At 74.3% G+C, this 15,502-nt stretch carries 11 protein-coding genes; 3 read left to right on the forward strand and 8 right to left on the reverse strand.

Annotated features, from left to right (window positions below; translation table 11 throughout):
• Nucleotides 1–123: 123 nt before the first annotated feature.
• From ABWK59_RS10455 to ABWK59_RS10465, 3 genes are all read left to right on the forward strand, one after another.
• Nucleotides 124–1,677, forward strand: coding sequence for a class I SAM-dependent methyltransferase (locus ABWK59_RS10455; protein ID WP_354639875.1), 1,554 nt, complete (start codon nt 124–126; stop codon nt 1,675–1,677).
• Between the two features lie 17 nt (nt 1,678–1,694).
• A complete protein-coding gene (locus ABWK59_RS10460) occupies nt 1,695–2,351 on the forward strand; it encodes a CatB-related O-acetyltransferase (protein ID WP_354639877.1) in 657 nt (218 codons plus the stop codon).
• 166 nt (nt 2,352–2,517) lie between these two features.
• Nucleotides 2,518–3,477 (forward strand): quinone oxidoreductase family protein, encoded by a 960-nt coding sequence (locus ABWK59_RS10465; RefSeq protein WP_354639879.1) that lies wholly within the window; start codon nt 2,518–2,520, stop codon nt 3,475–3,477.
• Nucleotides 3,478–3,537: 60 nt separating this feature from the next.
• Here ABWK59_RS10465 and dpgD read toward each other — a convergent pair whose 3' ends face one another.
• The 8 genes from dpgD to ABWK59_RS10505 form a co-directional block, all read right to left on the reverse strand.
• Nucleotides 3,538–4,341 carry an enoyl-CoA-hydratase DpgD gene (dpgD, locus tag ABWK59_RS10470; protein ID WP_354639881.1) on the reverse strand — a complete coding sequence of 268 codons (804 nt, stop codon included), beginning with the start codon at nt 4,339–4,341 and terminating at the stop codon, nt 3,538–3,540.
• Complete coding sequence (locus ABWK59_RS10475; RefSeq protein ID WP_354639883.1) at nt 4,341–5,780, reverse strand: aldehyde dehydrogenase family protein; 1,440 nt, start codon at nt 5,778–5,780, stop codon at nt 4,341–4,343. The genes dpgD and ABWK59_RS10475 overlap by 1 nt, the downstream gene beginning before the upstream one ends.
• Nucleotides 5,781–5,826: 46 nt before the next feature.
• On the reverse strand, nt 5,827–7,557 hold the full coding sequence (locus tag ABWK59_RS10480) for a thiamine pyrophosphate-binding protein (RefSeq protein WP_354639885.1): 1,731 nt from the start codon (nt 7,555–7,557) through the stop codon (nt 5,827–5,829).
• Nucleotides 7,557–8,783 carry a (3,5-dihydroxyphenyl)acetyl-CoA 1,2-dioxygenase DpgC gene (dpgC, locus tag ABWK59_RS10485; RefSeq protein ID WP_354639887.1) on the reverse strand — a complete coding sequence of 409 codons (1,227 nt, stop codon included), beginning with the start codon at nt 8,781–8,783 and terminating at the stop codon, nt 7,557–7,559. The genes ABWK59_RS10480 and dpgC overlap by 1 nt, the downstream gene beginning before the upstream one ends.
• A gap of 145 nt (nt 8,784–8,928) precedes the next feature.
• A complete protein-coding gene (gene dpgB, locus ABWK59_RS10490; RefSeq protein ID WP_354639889.1) occupies nt 8,929–9,639 on the reverse strand; it encodes an enoyl-CoA-hydratase DpgB in 711 nt (236 codons plus the stop codon).
• A gap of 49 nt (nt 9,640–9,688) precedes the next feature.
• Nucleotides 9,689–10,801 carry a 3,5-dihydroxyphenylacetyl-CoA synthase DpgA gene (gene dpgA, locus ABWK59_RS10495; protein ID WP_354644903.1) on the reverse strand — a complete coding sequence of 371 codons (1,113 nt, stop codon included), beginning with the start codon at nt 10,799–10,801 and terminating at the stop codon, nt 9,689–9,691.
• 144 nt (nt 10,802–10,945) lie between these two features.
• Entirely contained in the window at nt 10,946–13,696 is a 2,751-nt protein-coding gene (locus tag ABWK59_RS10500) for a helix-turn-helix transcriptional regulator (protein WP_354639891.1), read from the reverse strand.
• A gap of 38 nt (nt 13,697–13,734) precedes the next feature.
• Nucleotides 13,735–15,468, reverse strand: coding sequence for a 2-isopropylmalate synthase (locus tag ABWK59_RS10505; protein WP_354639893.1), 1,734 nt, complete (start codon nt 15,466–15,468; stop codon nt 13,735–13,737).
• Between the last annotated feature and the right edge of the window lie 34 nt (nt 15,469–15,502).

A 15,502-nucleotide genomic window follows, 5' to 3' on the forward strand; every position in this document is an offset into this window, starting at 1 on the left:
CGGCGCCCTGCGGGCGGCGCGCTCCCCGGGGACACCCCTAGAACCCCTGACATCACCTCAGAAACCCCAGTTCGCACCATTTTCGGATCTGCGACGCAGACCAGGACGGATAGGCTCCGCGACATGAGTGACACGAGCACGATTTCGGTTGCGCGCGCCACGATCGACGAATTCTCTGGCGCACTTCCCGGGCAGCTGGACGGCGCATTCCGCCGTCTCGCCGCGGAATTCTGGGAGGACGGTTCCGTCCGCCCGGAGGCGGTTCCCGGAATTCCGGCCCTGCTGGACATCCTGGGCGCCGTCCCGACGGCACAGCAGGCCAAGCTCGCCGTGCTGCTCGGGCTGCTCGCCGAGGCGGCCGGCCCGGACGGCGACCTGCCGGCCCGCGCGGCGGTCCGGGCGGGTCTGGACCGCTACCTGCGCCTGTTCCAGGACGGCGCGCCGGACGCCGGGCGCAGCGCCGCCCTGCTGTTCCTGCTGGGCCACTTCCCGGAGGACCGCTCGCAGATCCTCGCGGTGGTCTCGGCCACCGAGGTGGACCAGGACGACCTGTCCCGGCTGACCCGCTGCCTGCAGCCGTACGAGACGGCCGACGCGGCGACCCGGTGGAACCTCGGCCGGGTGTTCCCCTCCCCGGCGGTGTGGGGCCTCACCAAGGAGGAGCGCGAGGCCAACCCGGCGCTGGAGGACTGGCTGGGCCTGCCGGCCGGCCGCGGCGCCGGCCTCTGGGCGACGGAGACCCGGGCGCTGCTGGCCTACGCGGGCGCCAAGGCGCTGTGGGCGGCCGAGCACGGCCCCACGGTCTCGCCCTTCGTGGTGCCGGCGCCGGGCGGCGAGGAGCGGACGGCCGAGCCTGCCGCGACCCCGGACGTCTTCCGCGGCCACGCCGCCGCGTTCCGCTGCCCGCGCTGCCTGGAGCCGCTCGGCGGCTCCCCCGAGCCCACCGGGCCCACCGGCACCGCCGGGGCCGCCGGGGCCGCCGAGTCCGCGGTCTGCGCGGGCTGCTCGGCCGCGTACCCGGTGCGGGACGGGCTGCTGGACTTCCACGACGAGCCCTCGGGCCCGAGCGACCCGCTGCTGGCCGGCCGGTACGAGCGGGGCCTGCGGGCCGGGTTCGTCCGGATCATGGGCGCCAACTGGGGCGGCTGGGTGTCGCTGGACGACGAGGACGCGTACCTCACCGAGCACGTCCGGCCGACCGAGGGCCCGGTGCTGGACCTGGCGGCCGGCGCCGGCCGCTGGACCCGGGTGCTCACCCGCTCGCTGGGCGAGGACCGGGTGATCGCGCTGGACCTGTCCGCGGAGATGCTGGCCCAGCTGCGGGCCAAGCTGGGCGGGGTGCTCACGGTCCGCGGCAGCGCCCTGGAGCTGCCCTTCGGCAACGCCTCGCTGGGCGGGGTGAACTGCTGGAACGCGCTGCAGGCCATCCCGGACCCGGAGCAGGCGATCTCCGAGGTGGGCCGCTGCCTGCGCCCGGGCGGCACCTTCACCATCCTGACCTTCCGCCAGGCCGTCGACCCGCTGTACCGCTACTTCCAGCGCGGGCTGGAGCGCCAGGCGCACCGCGGCTCCTTCGACCCGGACCAGCTGACCGGCTGGCTGGCCGACGCCGGGATGTCCGTGCGCGACCTGTCCGGCCCCGGAAACTTCCTGTTCGTCACCGCCGTCAAGGACTGATTCCCCGAGGAGGGGCCATGCCCGTCATTCCCGATCCTTCCCAGACGTACATCCCGGGAATGGACAACAAGGTGGTGTTCCTGAAGAACCTCATCACCTCGCCGCTGATCGAGGTGGGGGACTACACCTACTACGCCGACATCGACGACCCGGCCGCGTTCGAGACCCGCAACGTGCTGTACAACTTCGGCCCGGAGAAGCTGGTCATCGGCAAGTACTGCGCGATCGGCACCGGCACCCAGTTCATCATGCCGGCCGCCAACCACCCGATGATCGGGTCCACCACGTACCCGTTCTTCATGTTCGGCGGGGACTGGACCCAGCAGACCGTGGACGCGCTGGCCACGGTGACCAGCCGCGGCGACACGGTGATCGGCAACGACGTGTGGATCGGCCGGGAGGCCGTGATCATGCCGGGTGTGACGATCGGCGACGGCGCGATCATCGGCACCCGTGCGGTGGTCACCTCCGACGTGCCGGCCTACGGCGTGGTCGGCGGCAACCCCGGCAAGCTCATCAAGAAGCGCTTCGAGGACGCGGACATCGACCGGCTCACCCGGATCGCCTGGTGGGACTGGCCCGTCGAGGCGGTCACCGAGCACGTCCGCACCATCTTCACCGGCTCCCCCGCGGAGCTCGAACTGGCCGCCAAGGAAGCCGGCCTGCTCGACTGACCCCGCGTCACCCGTCCCCTCCCCCGGACCGCGGCCGTCCCTCCGGCCCGCCCGTCCTCGACCGGTGCCGCCCGCGTGGATCGCGCGGTCCGGCACCGGTTGCGGGTGCACCAGCCGGGTACCTGAACCCCCGTCGCCCGTACCACCCTGTGAATGGAGTAGCACCATGGACGCCGCAGTCCTGCACACGCTCGGCAAGCCGCCCCGCTGCGAGCAGTTCCCCGACCCGACGCCCGGCGAGGGCGAGGTCCTGATCAAGGTCCTGGCCGCCGCGCTGAACCCGTCGACCAAGGCGGTGGCCGGCGGCGGCCACTTCGCCAGCTCCGAGAACCTGCCCGCGGTGGTCGGCCTGGACGGCGTCGGCCTGCTGGAGGACGCCAGCCGGGTGTTCTTCGGCGGCCCGCGCAAGCCGTACGGCTCGATGGCGCAGCTGACCGTGGCCCGGGCGCCGTTCGCGTGGCCGGTGCCGGAGGGCGTGGACGACCTGACCGCGGCCGCGCTGCCGAACCCGGCGCTGTCCTCCTGGATCCCGCTGGAGCACAGCGCCAAGCTGCAGCCGGGCGAGAGCGTGCTGGTGCTGGGCGCCACCGGTGCGGCGGGCAAGCTGGCCATCCAGATCGCCAAGCACCTGGGCGCCGGCCGGGTGGTGGCCGCCGGCCGCAACCAGGAGATCCTGGACACCCTGGGCGAGTACGGCGCGGACGCGGTGGTCTCGCTGAACGGCTCCCAGGAGGAGGTGGCCGAGGCGTTCGCCGCGGCGGCCGGGGAGACCGGGTTCGACGTCATCCTGGACTACGTGTGGGGCAAGCCGACCGAGGCGCTGCTGGCCGCGATGACCCGCAAGGACTTCCACATGAAGTCCTCCGGTCCGCGCCTGGTGCAGATCGGCGAGTCGGCGGGCGCCACCATCGAGCTGTCGGCGGGGACGGTCCGCAGCGCCGGCCTGACCATCGTGGGTGGCGGCTTCCCGCCGCCGCAGGCGTTCCTCGACATGTTCAACCGGCTGATGGCCGGGGCGGTTTCGGGTGACATCCGGATCGACACCCAGGCCGTGCCGCTGGCCGAGATCGAGAAGGCCTGGCAGGCCGAGGACACCCAGGGCAAGCGCCTGGTCATCGTTCCGTAGGTCGTAGGGAACACCGAGAGCCGCCGCCGGGATCACCGGCGGCGGCTCTCCGCATTCCTGTCAGGTCCCGGTCCACTCGGGTTCGCGCTTCTCCACGAAGGCCAGCGGGCCCTCCAGGGCGTCCCGGCTGTGCATCCGGCGCTCCTCCCAGACGTGGCGGGTGGCGAAGGACTGCTCCAGCGGGGTGGTGAGGGCGTGGGCCGCGGCCTCCTTGACCGCGCGGACCGAGAGCGGCGCGCAGCGCAGGATGTCGCGGACCCAGCCGTCCACGCAGGCGTCCAGCTCGGCGGCCGGGACGACGTCGTTGACCAGCCCGTACGCCAGGGCACGCGGCGCGGTGAGCCGGCGGCCGGTCATCAGGTGGCCGAGGGCGGCCCGGTAGGGCAGTTGCTGGGCGAGCCGGAACACCCCGCCGGCGCCGGCGATCAGACCGAGCTTGGCCTCCGGCAGGGCGAACACCGCGTCCTCGGAGGCGACGATGACGTCGCAGGCGAGGGCGAGTTCGAAGCCGCCGCCCATGGCGAAGCCCTGGACGCGGGCGACGACCGGCTTGGCGAGGGCGAACCGCTCGGTGAGCCGGGGGTAGCCGGGCCTGCCGCGGCTGCCGAAGGTGGAGGCGGAGGTGCCGGCCTTCACCCGCTCGGCCAGTTCCTTGAGGTCCTGGCCGACCGAGAAGGCCCGGTCCCCGGCGCCGGCCAGGACCACCACCCAGACCTCGTCGTCGGCCTCGATCTCGTCCCAGACGCCGCGGAGTTCCTCGTGCATCCGCAGGTCCATGGCGTTGAGCACCTCGGGCCGGTCCAGGGTGACGCGGGCGACCCGGCCCGTCTTCTCGTACCGCACCCGGGTGAGCTGACTTGTCATCAGAACGGGTACCTCGCGGGGGTCTCGCGGACGGTGAGCCACTGCCACTGGGTGTAGGAGTCCCAGCTGTGCTCGGAGCCGTGCCGGGTGCCGTTGCCGGAGGCGCCGCGGCCGCCGAAGGGCACGTGGGCCTCGTCGTTGATGGTCTGGTCGTTGACGTGGACCATGCCGGTGCGCAGCCGGTCGGCGAGGGCCCGGCCACGGGCGACCGAGCCGGTCAGGACGGCGGCGGAGAGCCCGTACGCGGTGCGGTTGGCCAGCTCGACGGCCTCGTCCTCGTCGGCGACCACGGTCACCGGGGCGACCGGGCCGAAGATCTCCTCGGTGAAGGCGGGCATGTCGGGGGTGACGCCGGCCAGGACGGTGGGCCGGTAGAAGGGGCCGCGGCGGTCGCCGCCGGTGAGGATCCGGGCGCCGGCGGCGACCGAGGCGCGGACGATGCCCTCGATCCGGTCCAGCTGCCGGTCGTCGATGACCGGGCCGAGGTCGACCTGCTCGCGGAAGGGGTCGCCGACCCGCAGCTTGGCGGCGTGCTCGGTGAGCAGGTCGAGGTAGCGGTCGGCGACCGCGCGGTGCACCAGGTGCCGGCCGGCGGCCATGCAGATCTGGCCCTGGTGGAAGAAGGAGCCCCAGGCGCCGGCCGAGGCGGCGGCCTCCAGGTCGGCGTCGTCGAGGACGATCAGCGCGTTGTTGCCGCCGAGTTCGAGCGAGACCCGCTTGAGCGCGCCCCCGGCGGCGGCGCCGATGCCGCGGCCGACGGCGGTGGAGCCGGTGAAGGCGATCATCGGGACGTCGGGGTGCTCGACCAGGGCGCGGCCGGGCTCGGCGTCGCCGGGGAGGACCTGCAGCACGCCCTCGGGCAGGCCGGCCTCGGCGAGGATCCGGGCGAGCACCCGGCCGCCGGAGACGGGGGTGTGCACGTCGGGTTTGAGGACCACGGCGTTGCCGAGCGCGAGCGCGGGGGCGAGGGCGCGGGCGGCGAGCAGCATCGGGACGTTCCAGGGGCTGATCACGCCGACCACGCCGAGCGGGATCCGGCGGCCGTGGCTCTCCCGGCCCGGTCCGGCGGCCAGCAGCACGCCGTTCGGCCGGGTGGGCAGCCCGGCGGCGGCGTACAGCTCGTCGAGGACGGCGCCGACCTCGTGCTCGGCCTTGCCGCGGATCGCGCCGCCCTCGCGGACCAGCCAGTCGGCCGCCTCCTCGCGGTGGCGTTCCAGGGCGGCGGCGGCGCGGCGCAGCACGGCGGCCCGCTCGGTGCCGGGGGTGTCGGCCCAGCCGGGCTGGGCGGCCTTGGCCGCGGCCACGGCGGCGTCCACGTCCGCGGCGGTGGCCAGGGTGACCGTGGCCAGCGGCTGTCCGGTGGCGGGCTCCCGGACCAGGAGCTCGTCACCGGAGAGCACCGGGTGGTCCCCGGTGTCCAACTGCATGCGACCGCTCATCGCGGCCACCTCCTCAGGGGTGTTCGGGCCGCGCGGACGTCCGGTGTCAGTGCGGCGGGGTGTGCGGGGTGTGCGGGGTGTGCGGGGTCGGGTACGGGATCGGCCGCGGGTCGGCCTGCGGCGGGACGTGTCCGGTGATCGGCACGTCGACCAGCAGCGGCGCGGTGGCGGAGGCCGACTTGGCGATGACCTCGGTGAGGTGGGCGGGGTCGTCGACGCGGACGGACTCGATGCCGAAGAACTCGGCGGCGGCCCGGAAGTCGAGCCGGTGCCGTGCGCCGTCGGCCTCCGGGGCGAGGTCGAGGCCGAGGTAGCGGCCGACCCGGGTGGAGCGGCTGTCCCAGCCGTCCAGGGTCTCCTTGAGGGTGCGGTACTCGCCGTTGTTCATCACCACGAAGGTGACCGGGACGCCGTAGTGGCCGGCCGCCCACAGGCCCTGCAGGCCGAACATGGCGCAGCCGTCGCCGAGGACGGCGACCACCGGGCGGGTGGGGTCGCCCATCCGGCGGCCGATCGCGGCGCCGATGCCCCAGCCGAGGCCGCCGCCGACGGTGTGCACGTAGGAGCCGGGGCGGTCCTGGCGGAGCACCCGGCGCAGCCGCAGGCCGGTGGTGATGGCCTCCTCGACGAGCACGGCGTCCGCGGGCAGGCCGGCGGCCACGGCGTGCGCGGCGGCCAGCGGGTCCAGCGGTCCGGGGCCGTAGGCGGCCAGGGCGGCGCGCTCGGTCTCGGCCCGTTCGGCGGCGGCGCGTGTCGCGGCGGCGGCGATTCGGGCGGCGGCCTGCGGGACGCGGCCGGCCAGTTCGGCGGCGAGGCCGGCGAGGGAGGGGCCGAGGGCGCCCTGCAGGCCGAGCCGGACGCCGAAGTTCCGGCCCAGTTCGGCCGGGTCGGCGTCGAGTTGGAGCACGGTGGTGCCCTCGGGGATCGGCGATCCCGGGGTGTAGTGGTGGGCCATGAAGGCGTGGGTGCCGACGATCAGCACGGTGTCGTGGGCGGCGAGGGTCTCCCGGATCGCGGCGTGGGTGGCGACCAGCATCCCGCCGTACAGCGGGTGCGTGGTGGGGAAGTCCAGGTTGTCGTTCATCGGCTGGTGGTACGTCACCGCGCCGAGCGCCTCGGCGAGGGCGACCAGCTCGGCGGTGGCACCGTCCCGGCCGACCGCGTCGCCGGCCACGATGGCGGGACGGTCGGCGGCGGCCAGCAGCCGGGCGGCGGCGTCCAGTTCGGTGGCCGGGCCGGGCGGGGCGAGGACGGTCCGGCCGGGCAGCTCGACCTCGGTGTCCTCGGTGAGCAGGTCCATCGGGACGGAGAGGAACACCGGCCCGGCGGGGGTGCGGCGGGCCGCGGCGAACGCCCGGGTGAGCATCAGCGGCAGGTCGCGGGCGTGCTGGACGTCGAAGGTCTCCTTGACGGCGGCGGAGGCCAGGCCGATCAGGTCGCCGGAGAGCATCGGGTCGGCGGCCAGGTGGCGGCGGTCCTGCTGTCCGGCGGTGACCACCATCGGGGTGCGGGAGCGGCTGGCGTTGAGCAGCCCGACCAGGCCGTTGGCGAGGCCGGCGGCGATGTGCAGGCTGACGAAGGCGGTCCGGCCGGTGGCCCGGGCGTACCCGTCGGCCATGGCGACCACCGAGCCCTCGTGGGCGCCGAGCACGTAGCTGAAGTCCGGGGCGGCGGCGAGCGCGTCGGTGAAGGGCAGTTCGCTGGTCCCGGGGTTGCCGAAGACGGTGGTGACGCCCTCGGCGCGGAGGATCTCCAGCATCGCCTCGATCGGGCGCATCAGCCGGCCTCGGCGGTGCGGCGGTTGCGGGTCCAGGACTGGCCGACCTTGGCGATCACGTCCAGGCCGTACAGCCGCAGGGCCTGCTGGAGGGCGAACTCGGCCAGGTAGTGCCGGAAGACCTCGACCGGCTCCTCGGAGTGGTGCAGCATGTGCCGGTTGGGGACGACGGCGGGGCCGGCCAGCCGGGTGGCGGCGGCCTCCACCGCGGCGTCCACCGCGCGGGGGTCGACCACCTCGTCGAACAGGGCGGCGCCGGCCGGTTCGGAGGCCCAGATCTTCCGCCCGCTGAGGATGACCTGACGGGCGGCGCGGCTGCCGCCGAACCGGTCCAGGCGCAGGTTGCCGAGGCCCGGGACGATGCCCTCCTGGGCGGCGGGCAGGCTGAAGAAGGCGTCGGCGGCGGCGATCACGTGGTCGAAGACCAGCAGCAGCTGGGCACCGCCGCCGATGGCGAAGGTGTCCACCGCGGCCACCCAGGGCTTCTCCCGGGTGCGCTGCGGCCAGGCCTGGTCCTCGTCGAGCAGCACGCCGCGGTAGATCTTGCTGATGTAGCCGAGTTCGCGGCGCATCAGGAAGTCGGCGTAGCCGATGGTGCCCTCGTGCAGTTCGGTGAGGTTGATGCCGGCGCTGAAGACCCGGCGGCCGAGGTAGCGGGGGTGGGTCATCGGGGCGCCGCGCAGCACGCCGACCTTGCTGGCCTCGTCGAGCAGGACCAGGTCGACCGCGGTCTCCAGGGCCTCGACGTGGGCGTTGGTCTCGGCGTTCAGGCAGTGCTCGTTGTGGATGGTGACGTGGGCGGTGCCGTCCCGGCGCTCGATCCGCGCCGCGCCGAGGTCCGCCCGCCCGGTCGCGCCGTACTCCGCGAGCAGGCCCAGGGCCCGCTCGGTGGGGCGGAGCATGGCGTCGATCAGGTGCCGGCCGGACTCGGGGTGGGCGAGCACGGCCTGCAGGAAGATCCCCTGGTCGATCTCCAGGCCCTCCTTGTCGACCTGGCGCAGGCCGCGCTCGGCGGCCATCCGGTCGGCGCCGGGCACCAGGCCGGGGTACTGCTCCCCGGCCCGGCGCAGCAGCTCGTCGAGCCGCAGGTACACGGTGCGGTCCGCGGTGAGCTCGGCGTACAGCCGTCCGGCGTGCTCCCGCAGGTAGCGCTGCCGGGCCAGCCGGGCCTCGGGGGCGGTGTCCACCGTCCGGGCGGTTTCCGGGGTGACGGCGGAGGCGTTCATGGCAGCAACTCCCTCGGTGGGTGGGCGCGGTGGGTTCCCGCGCCGCGAAAAGGCGGGGTGCCCGGGCACGGTGGCCCGGGCCCGGCGGCTCGGGCGCGGTGCGTCGGGCGCGGTGTGTCAGGCGCGGTGCGTCAGGCGCGGTGCGTCAGGCGCGGTCGGCGAACTGGTTGCGGAGCATCCGGTCGCAGGCGGCCAGGTGGGCGCCGAGGGACTCCTCGTAGCCGGTGGCGGTGGCGTCCAGGAGCAGCCGGCGGCGGATCGCCAGCTCGCTGCCGACCAGGCCGCTGAGCAGGTCGGCGGCGCTCTGCACGGCGTCGCTGATGCCGGAGCGGTCGGCCACCACGCGGTCGAACAGACCCAACTCGATCCCCTCCCGGGCCAGGACCTCGGTGCCGAACAGGACCAGTCGGCGGGCGCGGGCCACGCCGAGCTGCTGGACCAGGCGGTGCACGGCCATGCCCGGCCAGAGCCGGCCGGAGGTGACGGCCGGGCTGAGCTTCAGGTCGGCGGTGACGATCCGGTGGTCGGCGGCCAGCAGCACGTCCAGCGCGGGGCCGGCGCAGTCGCCGCTGGCGACCGCGATCACCCCGGCCGGGGAGCGCTCCAGGCGGCGCAGCGCCCGCTCCCACTTGTTGATCAGGTGGATGCCGACCTCGCCGGGCCAGGGCAGCTCGCGGACGCCCTCCGCGCCCTCGACGTGCAGCACCGCGAAGGTCGGCTCCTTCGCGTCCTCCAGCTCGTCGCAGACCTTGACCAGCTGCCCGATGAACCGCTCGGTCAGCGGCTCGGAGCAGTCGATCAGGACGTGGATCCCGGTGGAATCGGTGCGCTCGGGGAGCAGTTCGCTGACGGACATGGGAATTCCCTCTTTCCGGAGGTGCGGAAGGTGTTCTGGTGGATTCCGGTCAGTACCGGACGAGTGCCGTCTCGATGGTCGAGCCGGGGCCCATCGTCATGAGGACGCCGTAGTCGCCCGCGTTGACGAGCCCCTCGGCCATCAGACGTTCGTAGGAGAACAGGAAGGAGCCGCTGGAGAGGTTTCCGTAGTCCCGCAGCACGCCGGTGGTGTGCCGGACGTCGTGCCGGGTCAGCCCGAGGTTGATCTGGACCGAGTCGATGACCTTCTTGCCGCCGGAGTGGATGATCCAGTGGGCGACGTCGCTGCGCCGCACCCCGGTGTTGGCGAGCAGCCGGTCGATGATGAGCTCGGCGTGCGCGCCGACCACGTACGGCACGTCGCGGTCCAGGAAGAAGCTGAACTTGCCCTGGTCGTCGTCCCAGTCGTAGCGCATGGCGTCGATGGCGTCCGGGATGATGCAGCTGGAGAACTTGAGGATGGTCGGGCCCTCGGCCCGGATCCCGCTCTCCGGCAGGTCCAGCAGGCCGACCGGGTCGGCCATCAGGACCACCGCCGCGGCGCCGTCGCCGAACAGGCTGTTGACCACGGCGGTGCGCATGGTGCCGTCGAAGACGTACGCGGCCGAGCAGGTCTCCACGCACACCATCAGGGCCGGCCGGCCCGGGTGGGCGCCGGCCCAGCCGGCCACCGCGTTCAGGCCGTTGAGCCCGGCGTTGCACCCCATGCCGACCACGTCGAGCCGGCTGGTGTGGACGCTCAGGCCGAGCTCCTTGATCAGGTGCGCGGAGAGCCCGGGGGTGAGCAGACCGGTGGTGGTGACGCAGCAGATGTAGCCGATCTCGGAGAGGTCGAAGCCGGTGCGCGCGACCACCTCGCGCACCGCCCTGGCACCCATCTCCACGCTCGACGCCCGGTGCTTGCGCAGCAGTTCGCCCTGGGTCTCCATCCGCCGCCCGCCGCCGTCCTCCTCCTCGGGCGGGAGGGTCAGGAAGCGGCGGTCGATCGCGCTGTTCATGAAGAGCGATCGAATGCGCTGGTCCGTTATCCCGAATATGTCGAGAAGTTCGCGCTGTGAATAGGAGTTCGGCGGTGTCGCGGTGGCGATGCCGACGACCCGGGGAAAGACCCTGTTCCGTTTCGCGAGCGGTGACACGTCCATCTCTGACAGGGTCAGCGTCATGTCGCCCCCCTTTCTGGAAATTCCGGCCATGGACGACTGACAGACGCATTCCAGCAGAGGCGGACGGGGCTGGAACACCCCGGTCCGCCCCTAAGGGGGCCCCTGCCGCACCCCGGCGGGAATTCAGCCCACCCGGGTCAGCGCGGCCATCGCCGTGGGCAGGTCGACCCGGGAGCCGACGTTCAGCTTCCGGTAGGCCCGGGTGAGGTGCTGCTCCACCGTGCTGACCGTGACGTACAGCCGCTTGGCGATCTCCCGGTTGGTGTAGCCGTGCGCGGCAAGCTCGGCCACCCGGCGCTCGGCGTCGCTGAGCACCACGTCGGCCGCGGCCGGCGAGCTCTCCCGCTCGGGCTGCTCGCCGCTGTTCCAGCCGAACTCCACGCCGAGCACCCGGGTGAGCGGCTGGGCCCGGCACTCCTCGGCCAGGGTCCAGGCGCGGCGGGCGGTCAGCCGGGCCCGGCGCAGCTCGCCCAGGTCGTGGTAGGCGCGGGCCAGGTCGGACAGTGCCCGGGCCAGCTCGTACCGGTCGCCGGCCTCCTGCAGGATGTCCGCCGCCTTGCGCAGCAGCGCCGGGCGCTGGCGCAGCTCGTAGGTGGCGGCGAGCTGGCGCATCGCCACGCCGCGGGCGCGCGGGGCGGCCGGGCCGAACAGGCCGAGCTGCTCCTCCAGCAGGCGGCGGGCCTCCTCGCGGTCGCCGAGCTGGAGCATCGCCTCGGCGGCGTCGCCGCGCCAGGCGATCAGCCCGGGGACGTCCAGGCCCCAGCGGCCCATCAGGTCGCCGCAGGCGAGGAAGTCGCCGAGGGCGGCGTCCAGGTGGCCGGTGGACAGCTCGTACCGGCCGCGGGCCTGGAGGTAGTGCAGGCCGTACCGGCTCTGCAGCATCGCCTCGGGGACGGGCAGGTTGAGCTGCTCGGCGGCCTCGTCGTAGCGGCCCATCGCGGTGAGCGCGGTGAGCAGGCTGGCCAGCGAACCGCCGACCGCCACGCCCCAGCTGCTGGCCGGGATGATCTCCAGCGCCTGGCGGGCGTACCGCTCGGCGCCGGGCAGGTCGCCCTGGCGGACGCTGATCTCGGCCCGGATGGTGGCCAGCCGGGCCTGGCGGCCCGGGGACTGACGGGTGATGGCCTCCTCGATCAGGCCGTCGCACCAGGGCGCGGCCCGGTCGGCGCGGTCGCCGTAGGTGAGCGCGAGCAGCGCCGACTCCACGGTGTCCATGCCCATCTCGTCCAGCCGGGAGGTGCGCAGGATCCGCTCGGCCTCGGCGACCACCTGCTCGGAGGGGCCGCGGCTGAGCACCGCGTCCAGGGCGGTGGCCGCCTCCAGCCGCCAGCTGACCGCGGTGGACGGGCCGGGGCGCGGGCCGGCGGCCGGCTCCTCGGCGGCGGGGATGTGGTCGAGGAACGGGGCGTACCAGCAGCGCAGCCAGGGGCGGGTGGTACGCAGTTCGGCGGCGGTCTCCGGGTCGTCGAGCTTGCCGTCCAGGTCGAGGGCGGTGAGCACGTTGCGGGCGTCCTCGAACCGGCCGTGCCAGAGCAGGGCCTTGGCGAGCACCAGGCCGTCGGCGGGGCGGAGGTGGCCGCGGTGCAGGGCCTCGGTGAGCTCGGCCAGGTGCGGGGTGGGGGCGCTGGGGTTGATCCGCCACTCGGCGCGGACCAGGGCGGTCCGGATCCGGGCGAGCCGCGGCTCGTCCTCGCAGATCCGGCAGGCCATCCGCAGGTACTCGACGGCGGGGCCGACCCGGCCCTCGGCCAGGGCGAGGGTGGCGGCCTCCTCCAGGACCGGGACGGCCCAGGGTTCGGCGACCTGTCCGGCGGCCAGCAGGTGCTCGGCCACGGCGGCCGCGGCGCCGCCGCCGGCGTGGAGCAACTCGGCGGCGCGGCGGTGCAGTTCGGCGCGGCGCTCGGCGTCCACCTCCAGCAGGACGGCGGCCCGGGCGACCTGGTGGCGGAAGTCGCCGCCGGCCAGCAGGCCGGCGGCCTCCAGCTCGCGCAGGCCGCGGGCGACCTCGGCGCCGTCCAGGCCGAGCAGCCGGTCCACCGCGCCGGTGGAGCCGAGCACGGCGAGGCCCTGGGCGAGCGGCACCAGTGCGGGGTCGCCGCGGTGCAGCAGGGCGCGGACGGCCTGGCCGTAGCCGTCGCCGACGGTGAGGTCGCCGTCCTCGGCGGCTCCGGCGCGGCGGGCGGCGTGTTCGCCGTCGAGCAGGGCGCCGACCAGCACGGGGTTGCCGCCGCTGATCCGGTGGCACTCGGCGGCGAGCCGGTCGGCGGCCTCCCGGCCGAGCCGCTCGGCGGCCATCGTGTCCACGCCGCCGGGGGTGAGCAGCGGGAGCACCAGGCTGCGGCAGTTGGGGCGGCGGAGCAGTTCCAGGTGGAAGTCGGCGGTCCGGTGGGCCGGCGGTCCGGCGTGGCCGAAGGCGGCCATGACGCGGGAGCCGCGCAGCCGGCGGGTGAGGTACGAGAGGCAGGCCAGCGACTGTTCGTCGGCGTGCTGGACGTCGTCCACCACCAGGGCCAGCGGCTGCCGTTCGGCGAGTTCCAGCAGCAGGCCGGTGAACTCCTGGGCGGCGTGCGGTCCTGCGCCGGGCCCGGCGGCCAGCAGCTCGCGGACGGCGGTCCGCTGCTCGGCCGGGACGGGGGCGCCGCGCAGCAGCTGGCCCATCACCCCGAGCGGCATCGCGGTCTCGGCGGCGGCGCCGACCGCGGTCAGCGGCAGCGCGCCCTCGTCCAGCGCCCGCTCGGTGAACTCCTCCAGCAGGGCGCTCTTCCCCACGGCGGCGGGGCCGCTCACCACGGCGATCCGGCCGCGGCCCTGGACGGCTTCGAGCAGCAGACCGGCCAGCAGGGCCAGGTGCTCATCTCTCTCGACCAGCATCATGTCTCTCGTTCCCCCATGTCGGTACGGCGGTGACGGTGTCAGCCGCGCTCGGCGGCGGCGGGCCCGGCGACCGGGACCCCGGTGGGCTCGGGCGAGGTCTCGCCGGCCCGGGCGGCGGCGGCACGGACCGCGGAGAACGCGGCGGCGTGCAGGTCGGGTCCGCGGCCGAAGCCCCAGGCGGGCCCGTCCGGGAAGGTGCAGCGGGCGTAGACGGCGGCCTCGCGGCCGGGGTCCTGGGACTTGCCGGCCGGGCCGGTGTGCTCCAGTCCGGTCACCAGGACGCCCCAGGGCGCCAGGGTGGTGCAGAGGCTGTCCAGCTCGCCGGAGCGGACCGCGCCGTCCGCGCTGAGCGGTCCGGCGCCGTCCACGAACAGCTCGGTGAGGACCGGGACGTGCCGGACGGCCAGCGGCTTGGTCGCGTCCGCGGTGGAGAGGTACTCCTGCTCGAAGAGCCGGCCGACCCGGTCGGGCGTGATCTCGGCGCCGGTGGCGTCGGCCACCGCCTGCACGGTGCGGGCGAACTCGATCTGCAGGTCGCGGGGCAGGTCCAGGCCGTGCCAGGCGCTCATCACGTACGCCACCCCGCCCTTGCCGGACTGGCTGTTGATCCGCACCACGGCCTCGTAACTGCGACCCACGTCCTCCGGGTCGATGGGCAGGTACGGCATCCGCCAGTCCCGGTCCCGGACGCTCTCGCCGGCCTCGGCCGCCTGCGCCTCCAGCGCGGCGAAGCCCTTCTTGATGGCGTCCTGGTGCGAGCCGGAGAAGGCGGTGTACACCAGCTCGCCGCCGTACGGGTGGCGGGGCGAGACGGGCAGCTCGGAGCAGTACTCCACGGTCCGGCGGACCCGGTCGATGTCGGAGAAGTCGATGCCGGGGTCGACGCCGTGGGTCAGCATGTTGAGGCCCAGGGTGACCAGGCAGACGTTGCCGGCCCGCTCGCCGCCGCCGAACAGGCAGCCCTCCACCCGCTTGGCGCCGGCCAGCAGGGCGAGTTCGGTGGCCGCGACGCCGGTGCCGCGGTCGTTGTGCGGGTGGATGGACAGGCAGCGCCAGGCGGGGCGGGAGAGGGTGCGGTCCAGCCACTCGATCTGGTCGGCGAACACGTTCGGCGTCGAACGCTCCACCGTGGCAGGGAAGTTCAGTACGATCTCGCGGCCCGGGCCGGGCTCCCAGCGGTCCATCACCGCCTCGCAGACCTCGACCGCGAACTCCGGCTCGGTCTCGTTGAACAGCTCCGGGGAGTACTGGTAGCCCAGGTCGCAGTCGGCCAGCAGCCGCTCGGAGTGGCGCAGCATCGACTCGGTGCCGCGGACGGCCAGGTCCACGCACTCCTGGCGGCTGATCCCGAACACCACGTCGCGGAAGAGCGGGGCGGTGGCGTTGTAGACGTGGATGGTGGCGCTGCGGGCGCCGCGCAGGCTCTCCGCGGTGCGCCGGATCAGCTCGTCCCGGGCCTGCACCAGCACCGAGATCCGGACGTCCTCGGGGATCCGGTCCTGTTCGATCAGCAGGCGGACGAAGTCGTGGTCGTCCTGGCTGGCCACCGGGAAGCCGACCTCGATCTCCTTGTAGCCCATGTCCACCAGCAGGTCGAACATGGCCAGCTTGCGGGCCGGGGTCATCGGGTTGACCAGCGCCTGGTTCCCGTCGCGCAGGTCGGTGGAGAGCCAGCGCGGCGCCGCGGTGAGGGTCTTGTCCGGCCAGGTGCGGTCGGGCAGGGTCATCGGAACGAACGCCTGGTAGCGGTGGGGCAGCCGGTCAGCCTTCACGGTTCGGATCCCTTCACAGCGGTGCGTCGTGGTG

Origin of the sequence: Kitasatospora sp. HUAS MG31 (genome assembly GCF_040571325.1) — a bacterium.
Lineage (GTDB): Bacteria > Actinomycetota > Actinomycetes > Streptomycetales > Streptomycetaceae > Kitasatospora > Kitasatospora camelliae.